The sequence below is a fragment of the Tahibacter sp. genome (genome assembly GCF_035481375.1).
Lineage (GTDB): Bacteria > Pseudomonadota > Gammaproteobacteria > Xanthomonadales > Rhodanobacteraceae > Tahibacter.
On record NZ_DATIGT010000068.1, the window covers coordinates 1 to 14,032 of the forward strand.

Sequence of the window (14,032 nt, forward strand, 5' to 3'; positions counted from 1 at the left end):
CGACCTGCGCGGCGCCGCGAAATTCCGCGCCGGCGACGCGGCCGGCGCTGCCGCCGACTGGGCGCCGGGCACGAGTGCCGACGCCGCCTACAACTTCGGCAACGCGCTCGCGCAGCAGCGCCAGTTCGAGCAGGCCATCGCCGCCTGGGACGAAGCGCTGCGCCGCGATCCCGACCACGCCGACGCGAAGGCGAACAAGCAAGCCGTCGAAGACTGGCTGCGGCAACAGCAGCAGAAGTCGGGGCAGGACAAGAGCAGTTCCGACAAGGATCAACAGGATCCGAGCGGCGCGAAACCCGACACGCCCGAGCAGGGCAAGCAGGATTCGTCCGACGCCGCGCAGCAGGCGCAGGATGCGAGCGCCGGTCAGGAAGGCCAGCAGCAGGACGGAAAGGCCGGCCAGCAGGGCGAAGCGGCGCAGAGCGGTCAGCCCGGCGCGCAGTCGCAGGCCGACGACGCGTCGCGCGCGGCCGGCGAAACCCAGCAGGGCCAGGATCAGGCCGGACGCGCCGGCAAGGCCAAGCCGGGCGAGCACGACGACAGCAAGGGCGAAGCCGGCAAGGACGCCGCAGCCGCCGCCGACGCGCAACAGCAGCAGGCGTTCCGCGAAGCCATGGAGCGCGCGCTGCAGCAGAACGACGGCGAGGGCAAGCCCGGCGACAAGGAATCAGACGCGCAGCGCGCGAGCCGCGGCGAAGCGACCGGCGAAAAGACGGGCGAGAAGACCGCCGCGGTTCCCGCCGAAACCGAGGCCGAGCGCGAGCAGCGCCAGGCCGTCGAACACTGGCTGCAGCGCGTGCCGGACGATCCGGGCGGCCTGCTGCGGCGCAAGTTCCAACTCGAATACGAGCGCCGCCAGCGCGGCGCGCAGCGCGGAGACCGCTGAGATGATGCGACGAATCGCGACGCTGTTCGCGCTGGCATTCCTGAGCACGTTCGCCGTGACGGCCGGGGCGGCGGCCGCGCGCGCCTGGCTCGACCGCGACACGATGCAGCTCGGCGAGACCGTCACGCTGAACGTCGAGACCGAGGAATCGGCGAGCGAACCCGATCTCGGCGCGCTCGAAGCGGATTTCGAGCTGCTGAGCCGGTCGAGCTCGAGTTCCGTCAGCATCGTCAACGGCCGTACGAGCAGCACGCTGCTCTGGGCCGTCGGCCTGCGGCCCAAGCGCGAAGGCAAGCTCACGATTCCCGCGCTCGTCGTCGGCAGCGCGAAGACGCAGCCGATCGTGCTGACGGTCGGCGCTGCGCCGGCGATCGCCAGCGCAAGTCCCGGCGACGACATCTTTCTCGACGTCAGCGTCGACCCGCAGCTCGCCTACGTGCAGCAGCAGATCCGCGTGACCGTGAAGTTTTTCTATGCGATCAACCTGACCGACGGTGCCGTCGAGGAACTGACGCTCGGCGATGCCGTCGTGCAGAAGCTTGGCCAGGACCGCAGCTACGACGCCGAGCGCTCGGGCCGGCGCTACCGCGTCATGGAACGCCGCTATGCGCTGACCGCGCAGAAGAGCGGGCCGCTGCAGATTCCGGCGCTGAATTTCCGCGGCCGCGCGCTCAGCGGCAACGACCCGAATGCGCTGTTCTTCGGCCGCGGCCGGACCGTCGCGACGCGCTCGGAGCCCATCGCCGTCGAGATCCGGCCCAAGCCCGCCGACGCCGGCAGCGGTCCGTGGCTGCCGGCGCAGACGCTGACCCTGCAGGTCGACGGTGCTACGCCGGCGCTGCAGGGCCGCGTCGGCGAGCCGCTGACCCTGACCGTGAGCGCGGTCGCCCAGGGGCTCGGCTTCGAACAGCTGCCCGAACTCGAACTGCCGGCGATCGACGGCGCCGAGGTCTATCCCGACAAGTCGCTGACGCGCTCGCGCGAAAACGCGGGCTGGGTCGTCGGCGAGCGCACGCGCAAGTTCGCGATCGTGCCCAAGCGTGCCGGCACGCTGCGGGTTCCGGCGATGTCGCTCGGCTGGTGGGACACGGCCAACGACAAGCCGACGATTGCGCAGACCGCGGAAATCACGATCGAGGTCGCCGAAGCCGCAGGCGGCACGCCTGCCGCCGCCTCGCCGGACGCCGTCGCCGCCGATGCGCCCGTACCGGCCGTATCCGGTTCAACTGCTGCATTCTGGAAAATTGCCGCGTTGTCCAGCGGTGGGCTCTGGGTCGTGACGCTCGCGCTGCTGTGGCTGCAGCGCCGTCCGCGCCGCGCCGCCGCGCCGGCCGCGCCGGCGTTCAGCCCGACGAAGCGCAGCTTCGAACAGGCCGTCGCCGCCGGCGATGCGGGCGCCGCCGCGCAGCGTCTGCTCGCCTGGGCGCGCAGCGAAGGGCTGTCCGTGTCGCACCTCGGCGAACTCGCGGCACGGCTCGACTCGCCGGCGCAGCGCGAAGCGATCGCGCACCTGCAGGCCGCGCTCTACAGCGGCAGGACCCCGGCGCTGCCGGCCGGACTGGCCGCCGCATTCGCGGCCGGTTTCGCGCGCGCGTCGCGCCGCGCGGCCAACGACGAGAACAGCGTGCTGCCCCCGCTATGGGGCGGGCGCTGAGAGCTCGCCGCGCTCCGCTTCGCAGAACGACGGGTTTTCTTCGTCAGCCCTTCTCGGCCTCGGCCCGCTTCAACGCCACGAACCGATCGTAGTCGCGTACGTAGTCGTCGGCCTCGTAGTGATGCGAGGCGAACACGAGCAGCACCGCGTCGCTCGAGTATTTGTACTGGATGCCCCAGACCATCGGCGGCATGTGCACGCCGAGTTCCGGGCGATCGAGCAGGAATTCCTGCCGGTGCTCGCCGTCGTCGACGACGACCGACACGCTGCCCTTCACGCAGATCAGGAACTCGTGGCAGGTCAGATGCGCGTGCTCGCCGCGCGTCTCCGCGCTCGGCACGTCGTAGATCACGAAATAGCGGCGCACCGGAAACGGAATGTCGTCGGGAAACTCGCCGACGCTGAGGTTGCCGCGCAGATCGCTGACCTGGCGCAGCCGGTGCAGCGTGACGCCGCGCACTTGCGTGGCCGTGACGCCGGGCGCGGTCGGAAACGCGGTGGCGCCCGCGGACGTGCCGGGCTGCTGACGCGCCGACGACACATAGCCCGTGATGCGCGCCGGATTGCCGACGACGATCGCATGCGGCGGCACCGAGCGCGTGACTACGGCGCCGGCGCCGATCATCGCGTGCTGGCCGATGGTGACGCCCGGCAGGATCGTCGCGTTCGCTCCGATTGAGGCGCCGCGGCCTATCGTGGTCTGCGCGAACTTTTCCGGATACTGCTTGCTGCGCGGAAACGGGTCGTTCGTGAACGTCGCGTTCGGACCGATGAAGACGTCGTCCTCGACGCGCAGGCCGTCCCAGAGCTGCACGCCGCATTTGACCGTCACGCGGTCACCGACGACGACGTCGTTCTCGACGAACACGTGGTCGCAGATGTTGCAGTCGGCGCCGATGCGCGCGCCCTTGAGCACGTGTGCGAACGCCCAGACGCGCGTGCCCGCGCCGATGTCGGTGCTTTCGCAGAGGCCCTGCGGATGTACGAAATGAGTCATGGCTGGCCGTCGGTCCGGGTCTCGAACTGCACGCCTTCGCGCGCGGTCAGCACGGCGCGTTCGCCGCTGCACCACGCGTGCGCGTGCTGCGAAAAATAGCGCGTGCGGAAACGCGCGTCGTCGGCGTCGTCGACGAAACCCAGCGGCAGCCCCGGGAACGGCGCGAGGCAGGCCAGCGTGCCGGGCTCTTCGATCACGGCGCTGCCGGCGTCGCCGAGCATTTCGACGCGCATGCCGAGCGCGCGGCACTGCAGTTCGTCCGCATACACCGGCAGCAGCGGGCAGCCGAGCGCGAGGAAGCTCAGGCCGCCGGCGTCGCCGCCGCAGGCCGACACCATGAGCCGGTCCTTGACGCGCGCATAGACCTGCTCGATGTCGTTCCCGGCCGGCGACGGACCGTTCGCGAGCACGGTCTTCAGCGTGAGCAGCTTGTGCGTCTCCCGCGGCTGCAGCGGCGACGCGGCGAACCGCGCGAGCGCCGCCGTGTCGGTCGCGATCACACTGACCGCCTGCTCGTCGACGAGATCCCAGGCCGACGCATGCGCCGGATCGAACGTCGCGTCGCTGAGCACGAGGGTCGAGCCCGCGGCGAGCGCGGAGGTCAGCCAATGCCAGTACGCGGTGTGCGGCGCGGCCGCATGCAGCACACGGTCGTCGCGCTTCAGATCGACGTGCAGCACGAGATCTTTCAGATGCTGGATCAGCGTGCCGCCGGCCGAATGCAGGCTGATGTCGCCGTCCTCGCGCAGCAGCGCATAGAGCGGCTGTTCGAAGCCCGAAGCCTCGAAGGTCAACGGCGCGGCGTCGCGCGCGAGCAGGTCGCTCCAGGCCGCTGCATTCGCAGCCGGACCGCCGACGGCAATGCGCGCATCGAAGCCGAGACCGAGTTCCGCGCGCGCGAACACGGCGCCCGTCGCGAACGCCGCGCGCGGCGCCAGCGTGCGCAGCGCGGCGTTCAGCGATGCGGCGTCCGCATGCGGCGGCAGCGCCGACCAGACCGCGCCGACGGCGACGCTCGCGAGCATCGCGACGACGGCCTCGCTGCCGTGGTCGAGCAGTCCGACGACGCGATCGCCGGGCTTGATGCCGGATTCGCGCAGCGCCGCGGCGATGCGCGCGACCTGTTGCTGCAGCTGTGCGTAGCTCGTTTCCTGCCAGCGGCCGTCGGCGTCGCGCGCGATCAGCGCGGCGCGGTCGTCGCGATAGCGCAGCAGGTTCTGCGCGACGTTCAGGCGTACGCCCGGAAACCAGCGCGTGTCCGCGACATGCTCGCCGGCGACGATGACGTCGTGGAACGTGCCGATCGAACGGATGCCGCAGAACTCCCAGACCAGCGGCCAGAAGCGTTCCGGGTGATGAATCGAGAAATCGTAGATCGCGGCGTAACCGCGCAAATCGTCGTTACCGGTCTGTTCGCGCGCGAAGCGCACGAAACGACTGAGGTTTGCGCGCTCCACGCGCTCCGCGCTGGGTTCCCAGATCGGTTTCTTCATGGTCCTTGCCCTGTCATCCCTGTATCAGTCACCTCGAAAGAACGCCGCTTCGGCGTTCTTTTCGGGTCGGCGCATCCGGCGCAGATCCGGACCCGCCTCCGCCGATCGAGCACCAGTGCGCCCGATTGCGAGCGGCGCGTGACCGCGCCGCCGGAACCTCGACGTTGCCGAAGTTCCGTGTCACCGCACGCAGCCGCAACACTGCGCCGATGCAGTGTGCCAGACACGCCACGCGCGCGTCGCCTGCAGGAAATGACGCGCGCCGCACGTTCATGTATGTGACGAACGAGCGCTCAGAATCGATACCGCAGCTTGGCCAGAAACTGATCGGCGTCGCGCAGGCTCAGCGCGTCGACGAACAACTCGCCGCTGTCGTCGCGCTGGTCGCGCTCCTCGGCGCCGCCGCGGCTGTAGACGAGGTAGAGTTCCGATTGCGCCGCGAGTTCATAGCGATAGCGCAGCTGCAGACCGAAATTGTTGACGCTGAAATCGCCGGCTTGCCCGTCGGCGACGAGACGTCCGCGCGCGCCGATGCGATAGGCCGAACCTTCGTGCGCGTCGATCGCGAACCACTGCAGCTTCGCGCGGAGCTCGTGTTTTGCTTTCGGAAACCAGTTCACATTGAGCGACGTGTTCCACTGCGAACGCCGATAGCGTGCGAGGCGATCGCCGTCGAGCCAGATCAGCCAGTCGCGGCTCCAGCGCGGCCAGATCTCGCCGTCGAGCGTCAGGCGGTCGCTGACGGCGTAGGCCAGCGTGATCTCGGGCTGGAATGCCCAGCCCCCCATGCCTTCCTGCATCCACCAGGCACCCAGCGTGTACTGCCATTTGCCGCGGCGCGCGCTTGCATATTCGGCGAACATCCAGGGCCGCGATTCGATCCAGACCTTGCCGTGGCCGCGCGAGATCTGATCGTCGTAGCCCGCGGCCTGCGCGCGCAGTTCGAACAGATACGAGCCGCCCGCGCGCAGCTCGGCCGTGCGCTGCAATTCCAGATACGAGGTCAGGCGATCGCCGCGATCGTTCGTGCGCAGCATGGCCTCGGCTTCCCACGTCAGGGCGGCGACCGCGCTGTCGGCGGGCAGGTCGCTGCGCTTGTAGCTCGACTCCCACAGCAGGCGATTGAGGCTGTTGCGCGGCATGTAGCCCGCGTCGTTGAAATCGAGTTCGTCGCCGAGATGCGTGAACGTCGCGGTGTGCTGCAGCTGCTCGTTCGGCATCGCGCTGAGGCGCAGCACGCCGCCGGTGTCGCTGGTCGTCGTGCCCGACTGGTCGATCTGCGACAGCAGGAACTGGCCGTCGAGCCGCACGCTCGGTGTCAGCTGCCAGCGCCAGTCGTTCGCAAGCACCTCGGCGCGGCGATCGAGCGCGGGGCGGTCGACCGAGGTCACGAGCGCGCCGATGTTGGAATCGCCGAAGGTATAGAGCAGCCGGCCCGCCGCGAAACGCCGGCCGGCGTCATCCTCTTCCTCGGCGAGAAACGCGCCGTATTTCAGATTGCCGGCGTTGCCGTTGAGCTTCAGCGCCGCGGTGATGTCCGCCGCACGGCCGCTGCCGTCGTCCGACGCCGCGCCGACGCGGCGCGTGTACAGCAGCACGCCGTCGGGCGCGCTGCGCATGTCGAACAGCGCCTGGTTTTCGGTGAAGAACGGGCGCTTGTCGGAATAGTAGGTTTCGATCGCGTCGAAGTTGACGACGAGTTCGTCCGATTCGACCTGGCCGAAATCCGGGTTCACCGTGGCGGTCAGCTGGAAATCGCCGCTCGGTTTCCAGAACAGATCGGCGCCGGCGCGGAACTCGCTGCCCGGATGTTTGAGGTCGTACAGCGCCGACACGTAGGGAAACAGATCGAGAATCTGCGCGCGGTACTGCGGAATCGTGATGCGTTCGAAGGCCGACAGATAGACCGGATTGCCGTAGAACGCCGGCGGCGTGGCCGAACGTTCGCTGCGTTCGGCGAGTACGCGATCGACCTGCACCGAGACGACGCGTGTCGGCGTGTCGCTGCCGCGCATGCTCGCGATCGTCCACGGCAGCAGCAGTTCCACGTTCCAGCCCGCGGCATCTTCCTGCACCGCGTGCTGCCAGTCGGCGTCCCAGTCGGTGTTGAACTGGTTTTCCTCGGTGATGATCGCGTCCTCGATCGAATCGGACAGCGACACCGTGAAGTTGTAGCCGATCTTGCCGTCCGCATCGAAGTCGATGTTGACGTTGACGCGGTCGGCGTTGCGGATGCGGTCGCGCGGCGTGAACGGCTTGACGCGCTGCAGTCCGGCCGGCTGTTCGCAGCGGAACGCGAACGCGATGCCTTCGGGCGTGGACAGCATGCGCGCTTCCGTCACGACGGTCGCCGCGTCGAGCGTATAGGGCTGCGTGCGCTTGAAGTCGCGGAACACGTGCGCGTCGCGCCACTGTTCCTCGTCGGCGCGGCCGTCGATGCGCAGCGTCGCCGCATGCGCGGTCGTGCCGGTCGCGGCGAGCAGGAAAAAAGCGAGAAGTTCGGTGCGCATGGCCGGATAGAGACGAGCCGTCGGACAAAAGGCCCCGCATGCTACGCGTCGCCGTGTACGTTGGCGACCGCCATTGGTTGCGTCCGGCGTCGAATCGCACGGCTGTCGCGCCGAAACGAAAAAACCCGCCGGGCGGCGGGCTTTTTCGTGTCACGTCGCTGCCATCGATCAGCCGAGTGCGGCTTCGAGTTCCGGCACGAGCGTGAACAGGTCGCCGACAAGGCCGATGTCGGCGATCTCGAAGATCGGCGCCTCGCCGTCCTTGTTGATCGCGACGATGGTGCCCGCGTCCTTGATGCCGGTCAGGTGCTGGATCGCCCCCGAGATGCCGATCGCCATGTAGAGCTCCGGCGCGATGATCTTGCCGGTCTGGCCGACCTGCAGGTCGCTCGGCACGTAGCCGGCGTCGACCGCGGCACGCGAAGCGCCGACCGCGGCGCCGAGCTTGTCGGCGAGCTTGTAGATCACGGCGAAGTTCTCGGCCGAACCGACGCCGCGGCCGCCCGAGACGACGCGGCCCGCGCTCTGCAGGTCCGGCCGATCGCTCTTGCCCTGCTGCAGCTCGACGAAGCGCGTGTGCGTCGGCAGTTCGGCGCTGACGTTCAGCGCTTCGACCGCCGCGGATCCGCCAGCCGCCGCGGCCGCGAACGATGCCGTGCGCACGGTGGCGACGAGCACCGCATCGGCCGGCGCCTCGACCGTGATGATCGCGTTGCCCGCGTAGATCGGACGCTTGAAGCTGTGCGCGCCGACGACTTCGGCGATGTCGGAGACCTGCGCGACGCCGAGCAGCGCGGCGATGCGCGGCGCGAGATCCTTGCCGAACGTCGTCGACGGCGCGAGCACGTGGCTGTAGCCCTGTGCCGCGGCGACGACCTGCGGTGCGTAGACCGCGGCGATCGCGTGCGCATTCGCCGCGTTGGCGACGGTCAGCACCTTGTTCACGCCGGCGATCGCGGCGGCTTCGGCGGCGATCGCCTCGGGCGCGTCGGCGAGGACGAGCACGTCGACGCTGTCGGCATTGAACGCCCTGGCGCAGGTCACGCAGCGCGCCGTGCTGGAATTGAGCTTGCCGTTGAGGTGTTCGGCAACGATCAGAACTTTGCTCATGAGCTTCATCCGTTGATGGGACTGCGCCGCGCGCACCGCGCGGCTGCCGCAGTCGCGTAGGGAGTTACACCAGACCTTTGGTCTTCAGCAGCGAAACGAGTTCGGCGACGTCCTTGACCATGACGCCCTTCGTGCGCTTGGCCGGCGCGGCGTAGTGCGTGGTCTTCAGATGGTCGCCCGACTCGACGCCCAGCGATTCCAGCGGAATCGTCTCGATCGGCTTGGACTTCGCCTTCATGATGTCCGGCAGCTTGATGAAACGCGGTTCGTTGAGGCGCAGGTCGGTCGTGATGACCGCCGGCAGGTCGACTTCGATGGTTTCGAGGCCCGCGTCGACTTCGCGCGTGACGCGGGCACTGGTGCCGGTGATTTCGACTTTCGATGCGAACGTCGCCTGCGGACGATTCCACAATGCGGCAAGCATCTGGCCGGTCTGGTTGCAGTCGTCGTCGATGGCCTGCTTGCCGAGGATGACGATGTCCGGCTGTTCTTTCTCGATGAGCTTGAGCAGCGTGCGCGCCGCGGTCAGCGGCTGCACGGCGGCGGTGCTGACGACGTGGATGGCGCGGTTCGCGCCCATGGCCAGGCCGTTGCGCAGATGCGCCTGGCAGTCGGCCGGTCCGATCGTGGCGACGACGACGTCGGTGGCGACGCCTTTGTCGCGCAAGAGCAGCGCTTCTTCCAGGGCGATGTCGTCGAACGGATTGGCCGAGAGCTTGACGCCTTCGGTGACGACGCCGGAGCCGTCCGGCTTGACCTGGATGCGCACGTTGTAATCGACAACGCGCTTGTAGCCGACGAGGATCTTCATGCAGCGGATTCCGTAGTGGGACCAGGGAAAGCGGCCGCAGCCGCGGGCGGAAAGCCCCGAATTCTACCGCGCCGCGGAAAATGCGGCAGGCCGGCTAGTCCGGACAGCCTGGGAAAAACGAGAGGGTAGTAGGTAAGAACCAGGGGAAGCGCGCTTCGCCCCTTTTCCGACTCCTACGCGCCAGCTGTTCGCTTCCGGCCAAGCACGGCAGCCGCAAAGCGGTCGGCCGAACCCGCGCCGTGGCCGAAGAATAGGGACGGCTCGCTGAGTTCCAGCTCCAGAAGGCAGGGGTTGCCGTCGGCGTCCTGGATCAGGTCGACGCGCGCGTAAAGCAGCGGTTCGCCGGCCGGAATCGCCGCGAGCGTCTCGCGGGCGAGGGCCAGTTCCGCCGGGTCCGGCACGCGCGCGGTGATGTGCTCGGCGGCGAACAGCGCGCGCGTCGCCGCCTCGTCGCGGCGCAGCAGCGGGCCTTTGCGGATCGCATGGCTGAACTCGCCGTTGAACCAGAGCAGTGCGGTCTCGCCGTGTTCGTCGACGCGCGCGAGATAGGGCTGCAGCAGCGCGCTGCGGCCCGCGGCCAGCAGCGCCTGGAGATGCGCGAGCGCGGCGTCGGGCCGCTCCGCGCCGTGCCGTTGCGCGTCGCGCGAACCCGCGCCGACGCAGGGTTTCACGACGAACTCGAACGCCGGATCGCCGCGGCCGTGCGCATCGATGAAGCGCACGAGCGCCGCAGCCGCATCTTCGCCCGGTTCGACGAACGCGCTCGGCACGATCGCGATGCCGCGCGCGGCGAGCTCGCCGAGGTAATGCTTGTCGGTGTTCCAGCGCACGATGTCCGGCGGATTCAGCAGCGTCGTCGCGGCCGCCGCGCGTTCGACCCAGGCCAGGAATTCCGGCAGCCGCTGCGTGTAGTCCCAGGTCGAGCGCAGCACGGCGATGTCATAGGCGGACCAGTCGACGCCCACGTCGTCCCAGTCGACGACAGTCACTTCGACGCCCGCGCGTTCGAACGCCTCGACGGCCGGCGGCAGGTCTTCGTCCAGGCCGCGCGCGGCGCGCGCCGTGACGAGGGCGATGCGGGGACTGGTCATCGGTGATCTCCATGGTCGGGGGCGGCGCGAAAAACGCCGAATTCATGCAGACAAACGCGTAAAGAGCAGTGAGAAGGCAGCGGAGTGCCTGGACTCACTTCGTGCTCGCGATTCGGGTCGTCTACCGCAGTGCCGACGATGCGGCCGCATCCGCCGGGCAGCGATGCCTTCGTAGGGCGCAATAACCGAAGGGCATTGCGCCGAGTCCGTCTCGCGGCTCGCGGCCAGGTTGTCGGCGAAAGACGCGGTACATACGTCTTTTGCTTTTGCGTGTGCGCTGCAAGGACGGCGCAATGCGCTGCAAGGACGGCGCAATGCGCTGCAAAGACGGCGCAATGCGCTGCGAAGACGGCGCAATGCGCTGCGAAGACGGCGCAATGCCCTTCGGTTATTGCGCCCTACGATCATTCTTTTCGCAACACCAGCACCGGCGACGTGCGCGCGATGCCGCGCGTGCCGAGCCAGCCGGCGAAGGTCACGAGCGCGACCGCGGCGAGCACGCCGAGTGCAAACGGCAGCACGGGCGGGCTCCAGGCGATGCGGAACACCGCGCGGCCGAGCGACAGCCCCGCGGTGATCGCACCGATCGACGCGATCAGTCCGGCGATCAGTCCGAGCAGTGCGAATTCGCCGAGCACGGTCGCGAGCAGTTGGCCGCGGCGTGCGCCGAGGGTTCGCAGCATCGCGGTCTCGAAGCGGCGTTCCTCGGCGCTGACGTTGAGCGCGGCGATCAGCACGAGCAGGCCTGCGACGAGGCTGAAGCCGAGCACGGCCATGACCGCGCTGCTGACGCGGTCGATGATGTCGCGCACGCGGTCGAGGATCGCGTTGATGTCGATCATCGACAGGTTCGGGAATTCGCGCGACACCGCGCGCAGTTCGACGGCGCGCGCGGGCGGCAGCCAGTAGCTCGCGATGAAGCTGTGCGGCAGCGCCTGCGCGCTGGCCGGGTCGAGCAGCACGAAGAAGTTCACGCGGAACGAGGTCCAGTCGACTTCGCGGATGCTCGCGATCGTCGCCTCGATCGTGCGGTCGCCGATCGTGAAGCTCATCGTGTCGCCGAGCTTCAGGTGCAGCATGTCGACCCAGACGCGCTCGACCGAGATCTGCGGCGTCGCCGCCTTGCCGTCGAACCAGCTGCCGGCCTTGAGCACGTTCGATTCGGGCAGCGTGTCGCTCCACGACAGGCGGGTTTCGCCGTTGATCCAGCTCGCTGCGCGGCGGTCGTCGTAGTCCTCCGCGCGCGGCGCCTTGCCGTTGATAGCGACGAGCTTGCCGACCGCGAGCGGCAGCACGTTGAGATTCTTCGCACCGAGCGCCTGCAACTGCCGCTCGACGCGTTCGCGCTGCTCGGGCTGCAGGTTCAGCAGGAAATGATTCGGCGTCTCCGCGGGCAGGTCGGCGCGCCACGCCGCGAGCAGCCCCGGACCGACGACGGCGAGCAGCAGCAATGCGGTGAAGCTCAGCGCGAGCGCGGTGGCCTGGATCAGGCTGAGCCCGCGGCGCCGCGCGAGATTCGCCAGTCCGAAACGCAGCGCGCCGGGCAGGCTCCGGCCGACGCGGCGCAGCAGCCAGATCAGCACGAGGCCGATCGCGAGCGTCGCCGCGGCGACGCCGGCGAGGCTCGTGCCGAGCGCGGTCGCGATCGCCGCACTGCTGCTCTGGCTCGCGATCAGGCCGAAGGCGACCGCGGGCGGCAGCAGATACAACAGGTCGAAACGGCGCGGACGCATCGCGATCGCGCGCTGGAACACGCGCATCGGCGGCACGTCGCGCAGCTTCGCGAGCGGCGGCAGCGCGAAGCCGACGAGCACGGCGAGGCCGACGGCCATGGCGGCGAGCGCCGGCATCGGACTCGGCGCCGGCGCCGCGGCCGGCAGCAGATTGCCCGCATAGGTCAGCACGCCCTGCTGCAGCGCGAGGCCGAGCCCGGCGCCGAGCACGCAGGCCGGCAGGCCGAGCAGCAATACCGTAAGGCTCAGGATCGCGAGCACGCGGTGCTTGCCGAGACCGAGCGCGCGCAGCAGTGCGACTTCGTCCACCTTGCGCCGCGCGTAGCGCTGTGCGGCCAGCGCGACCGCGATGCCCGACAGCAGCGCGGAGAGCAGGGCGGCAAGGCGCAGGAACGATTCGCCGCGCTCGAACGCACTGCGCAGGTTCTGCTGCGCTTCGGCCACGGTCACGAGCTGCGCGCCGTCCTTGAGCCGCGGCTTGGCCCAGGCCTGGAAGCGCGCGAGCGCATCGGCGCCGCCGGCCAGCATCAGCCGGTGCCGCGCGCGCGAGCCGACGCCGAGCAGGCCGCTGTCCTGCGCATCGGACAGTGCGACGACGAGCCGCGGTGCGAGCGAGAACATCTGCCCGCCGTCGGGCTGGCGCAGGATCTCGCCGCCGACGGCCAGCGGCCGGCCGGCGAGTTCCAGCGTGTCGCCGGGTTTCACTCCCAGCGCCGACAGCAGCAGGCCGTCGGCGTAGACGTGTCCGGCCTTCGGCGCGGCCACCTCGAGATCGGCACCGCTCGCATCGCGGATCTGCAGCACGCCGCGCAGCGGGTAGTTGCCGTCGGTCGCATTGACCTGCGCGAGCTGGCTCTTGCCCGCGGCGAACACGACGCTCGGGAATTCGGCGCTGCGGTTCGTGCGCAGACCCAGGCGCTGCGCCTCGGCGAAGAATTCGGGCGCGATCTCGCGCCGCGCGGCGACGCCGAGATCGCCGCCGATGAGTTCGGCCGCGCTCGCGACGATCGCGCGCTCGACGCGCTGACCGAGCGTGGCGACCGCAGTCAGCGCGGCGACCGCGAGCACGAGTGCGGCGGCGAGCGTGCGCAGCTCGCCGTGGCGGAATTCGCGCCGCAGCGCGCGTGCGGCGAAACGCAGCACGTTCATGCGGCTTCTTCCACGCGGCGGCCGCCGTCCAGGCGCACGACGTGGCGGCAGCGCTGCGCGAGCGTCAGGTCGTGCGTGACGAGCACGAGCGTCGTGCCGCGCGCCTGGTTGAGGTCGAACAGCAGATCGCTGACGGCGCGGCCGGTGCGCGCGTCGAGATTGCCCGTCGGCTCGTCGGCGAACAGCAGCTTCGGTCCGTGGACGAACGCGCGCGCGATCGCGACGCGCTGCTGCTCGCCGCCGGAGAGCTGGGTCGGGTAGTGATGCAGGCGCCTGGACAGGCCGACCGCGTCGAGCGCCTGCTGCGCGGCTTGCCGCGCGTCGCCGCCGTCCTCGAGCTCCAGCGGCAGCATGACGTTTTCCTCGGCCGTCAGCGCCGGCAGCAGATGGAAGCTCTGGAACACGAAGCCGACGCGGCGGCGGCGCAGCGCCGCGCGCGCTTCTTCGTCGAGCCTGTGCAGCGGCTGACCGTCGAGCACGATCTCGCCGCTGTCGGGGTTGTCGAGGCCGGCCAGCAGCCCCAATAGCGTGGTCTTGCCCGAACCCGACGCGCCGACGATGGCCAGCGAATCGCCGGCGGGTACGGAAAGGCTGACCT

General features: G+C 69.5%; 9 protein-coding genes and 1 pseudogene. 2 read left to right on the plus strand and 8 right to left on the minus strand.

Annotated elements, in window-relative coordinates:
• Positions 1-886 (plus strand): annotated as a pseudogene (locus VLF18_RS03900) (hypothetical protein); the annotation flags it as partial.
• Position 887: 1 nt separating this feature from the next.
• Entirely contained in the window at positions 888-2,540 is a 1,653-nt protein-coding gene (locus tag VLF18_RS03905; protein ID WP_325278311.1) for a BatD family protein, read from the plus strand.
• Positions 2,541-2,583: 43 nt separating this feature from the next.
• Here the strand turns inward: VLF18_RS03905 and VLF18_RS03910 are convergent, their stop codons facing one another.
• From VLF18_RS03910 to VLF18_RS03945, 8 genes are all read right to left on the minus strand, one after another.
• Positions 2,584-3,537 (minus strand): WxcM-like domain-containing protein, encoded by a 954-nt coding sequence (locus VLF18_RS03910; RefSeq protein WP_325278312.1) that lies wholly within the window; start codon positions 3,535-3,537, stop codon positions 2,584-2,586.
• Positions 3,534-5,030: an AMP-binding protein gene (locus VLF18_RS03915; protein ID WP_325278313.1), complete on the minus strand. Its 1,497-nt coding sequence runs from the start codon at positions 5,028-5,030 to the stop codon at positions 3,534-3,536. Before VLF18_RS03915 ends, VLF18_RS03910 begins: the two co-directional genes overlap by 4 nt.
• Positions 5,031-5,323: 293 nt before the next feature.
• Positions 5,324-7,540, minus strand: coding sequence for a DUF5916 domain-containing protein (locus tag VLF18_RS03920; protein WP_325278314.1), 2,217 nt, complete (start codon positions 7,538-7,540; stop codon positions 5,324-5,326).
• Positions 7,541-7,708: 168 nt separating this feature from the next.
• Positions 7,709-8,650, minus strand: coding sequence for an electron transfer flavoprotein subunit alpha/FixB family protein (locus VLF18_RS03925; protein WP_325278315.1), 942 nt, complete (start codon positions 8,648-8,650; stop codon positions 7,709-7,711).
• Between the two features lie 64 nt (positions 8,651-8,714).
• Positions 8,715-9,461 (minus strand): electron transfer flavoprotein subunit beta/FixA family protein, encoded by a 747-nt coding sequence (locus VLF18_RS03930; RefSeq protein WP_325278316.1) that lies wholly within the window; start codon positions 9,459-9,461, stop codon positions 8,715-8,717.
• Between the two features lie 173 nt (positions 9,462-9,634).
• The gene (locus VLF18_RS03935; protein ID WP_325278317.1) at positions 9,635-10,552 is read right to left on the minus strand and encodes a hypothetical protein; all 918 of its coding nucleotides are present in this window, start codon (positions 10,550-10,552) and stop codon (positions 9,635-9,637) included.
• A gap of 404 nt (positions 10,553-10,956) precedes the next feature.
• The gene (locus VLF18_RS03940) at positions 10,957-13,434 is read right to left on the minus strand and encodes an ABC transporter permease (RefSeq protein WP_325278318.1); all 2,478 of its coding nucleotides are present in this window, start codon (positions 13,432-13,434) and stop codon (positions 10,957-10,959) included.
• Positions 13,431-14,032: ABC transporter ATP-binding protein (locus VLF18_RS03945; protein WP_325278319.1), on the minus strand; the 602-nt coding region annotated here is incomplete at its 5' end. The genes VLF18_RS03940 and VLF18_RS03945, both read right to left, overlap by 4 nt.

Bases quoted from the DNA above. Each gene is read 5' to 3' on its own strand.
- VLF18_RS03935 (WP_325278317.1), bottom strand. From the start codon at position 10,552: ATGACCAGTCCCCGCATCGCCCTCGTCACGGCGCGCGCCGCGCGCGGC.
- VLF18_RS03930 (WP_325278316.1), bottom strand. From the start codon at position 9,461: ATGAAGATCCTCGTCGGCTACAAGCGCGTTGTCGATTACAACGTGCGC.
- VLF18_RS03915 (WP_325278313.1), bottom strand. From the start codon at position 5,030: ATGAAGAAACCGATCTGGGAACCCAGCGCGGAGCGCGTGGAGCGCGCA.
- VLF18_RS03910 (WP_325278312.1), bottom strand. From the start codon at position 3,537: ATGACTCATTTCGTACATCCGCAGGGCCTCTGCGAAAGCACCGACATC.
- VLF18_RS03925 (WP_325278315.1), bottom strand. From the start codon at position 8,650: ATGAGCAAAGTTCTGATCGTTGCCGAACACCTCAACGGCAAGCTCAAT.
- VLF18_RS03920 (WP_325278314.1), bottom strand. From the start codon at position 7,540: ATGCGCACCGAACTTCTCGCTTTTTTCCTGCTCGCCGCGACCGGCACG.
- VLF18_RS03905 (WP_325278311.1), top strand. From the start codon at position 888: ATGATGCGACGAATCGCGACGCTGTTCGCGCTGGCATTCCTGAGCACG.
- VLF18_RS03940 (WP_325278318.1), bottom strand. From the start codon at position 13,434: ATGAACGTGCTGCGTTTCGCCGCACGCGCGCTGCGGCGCGAATTCCGC.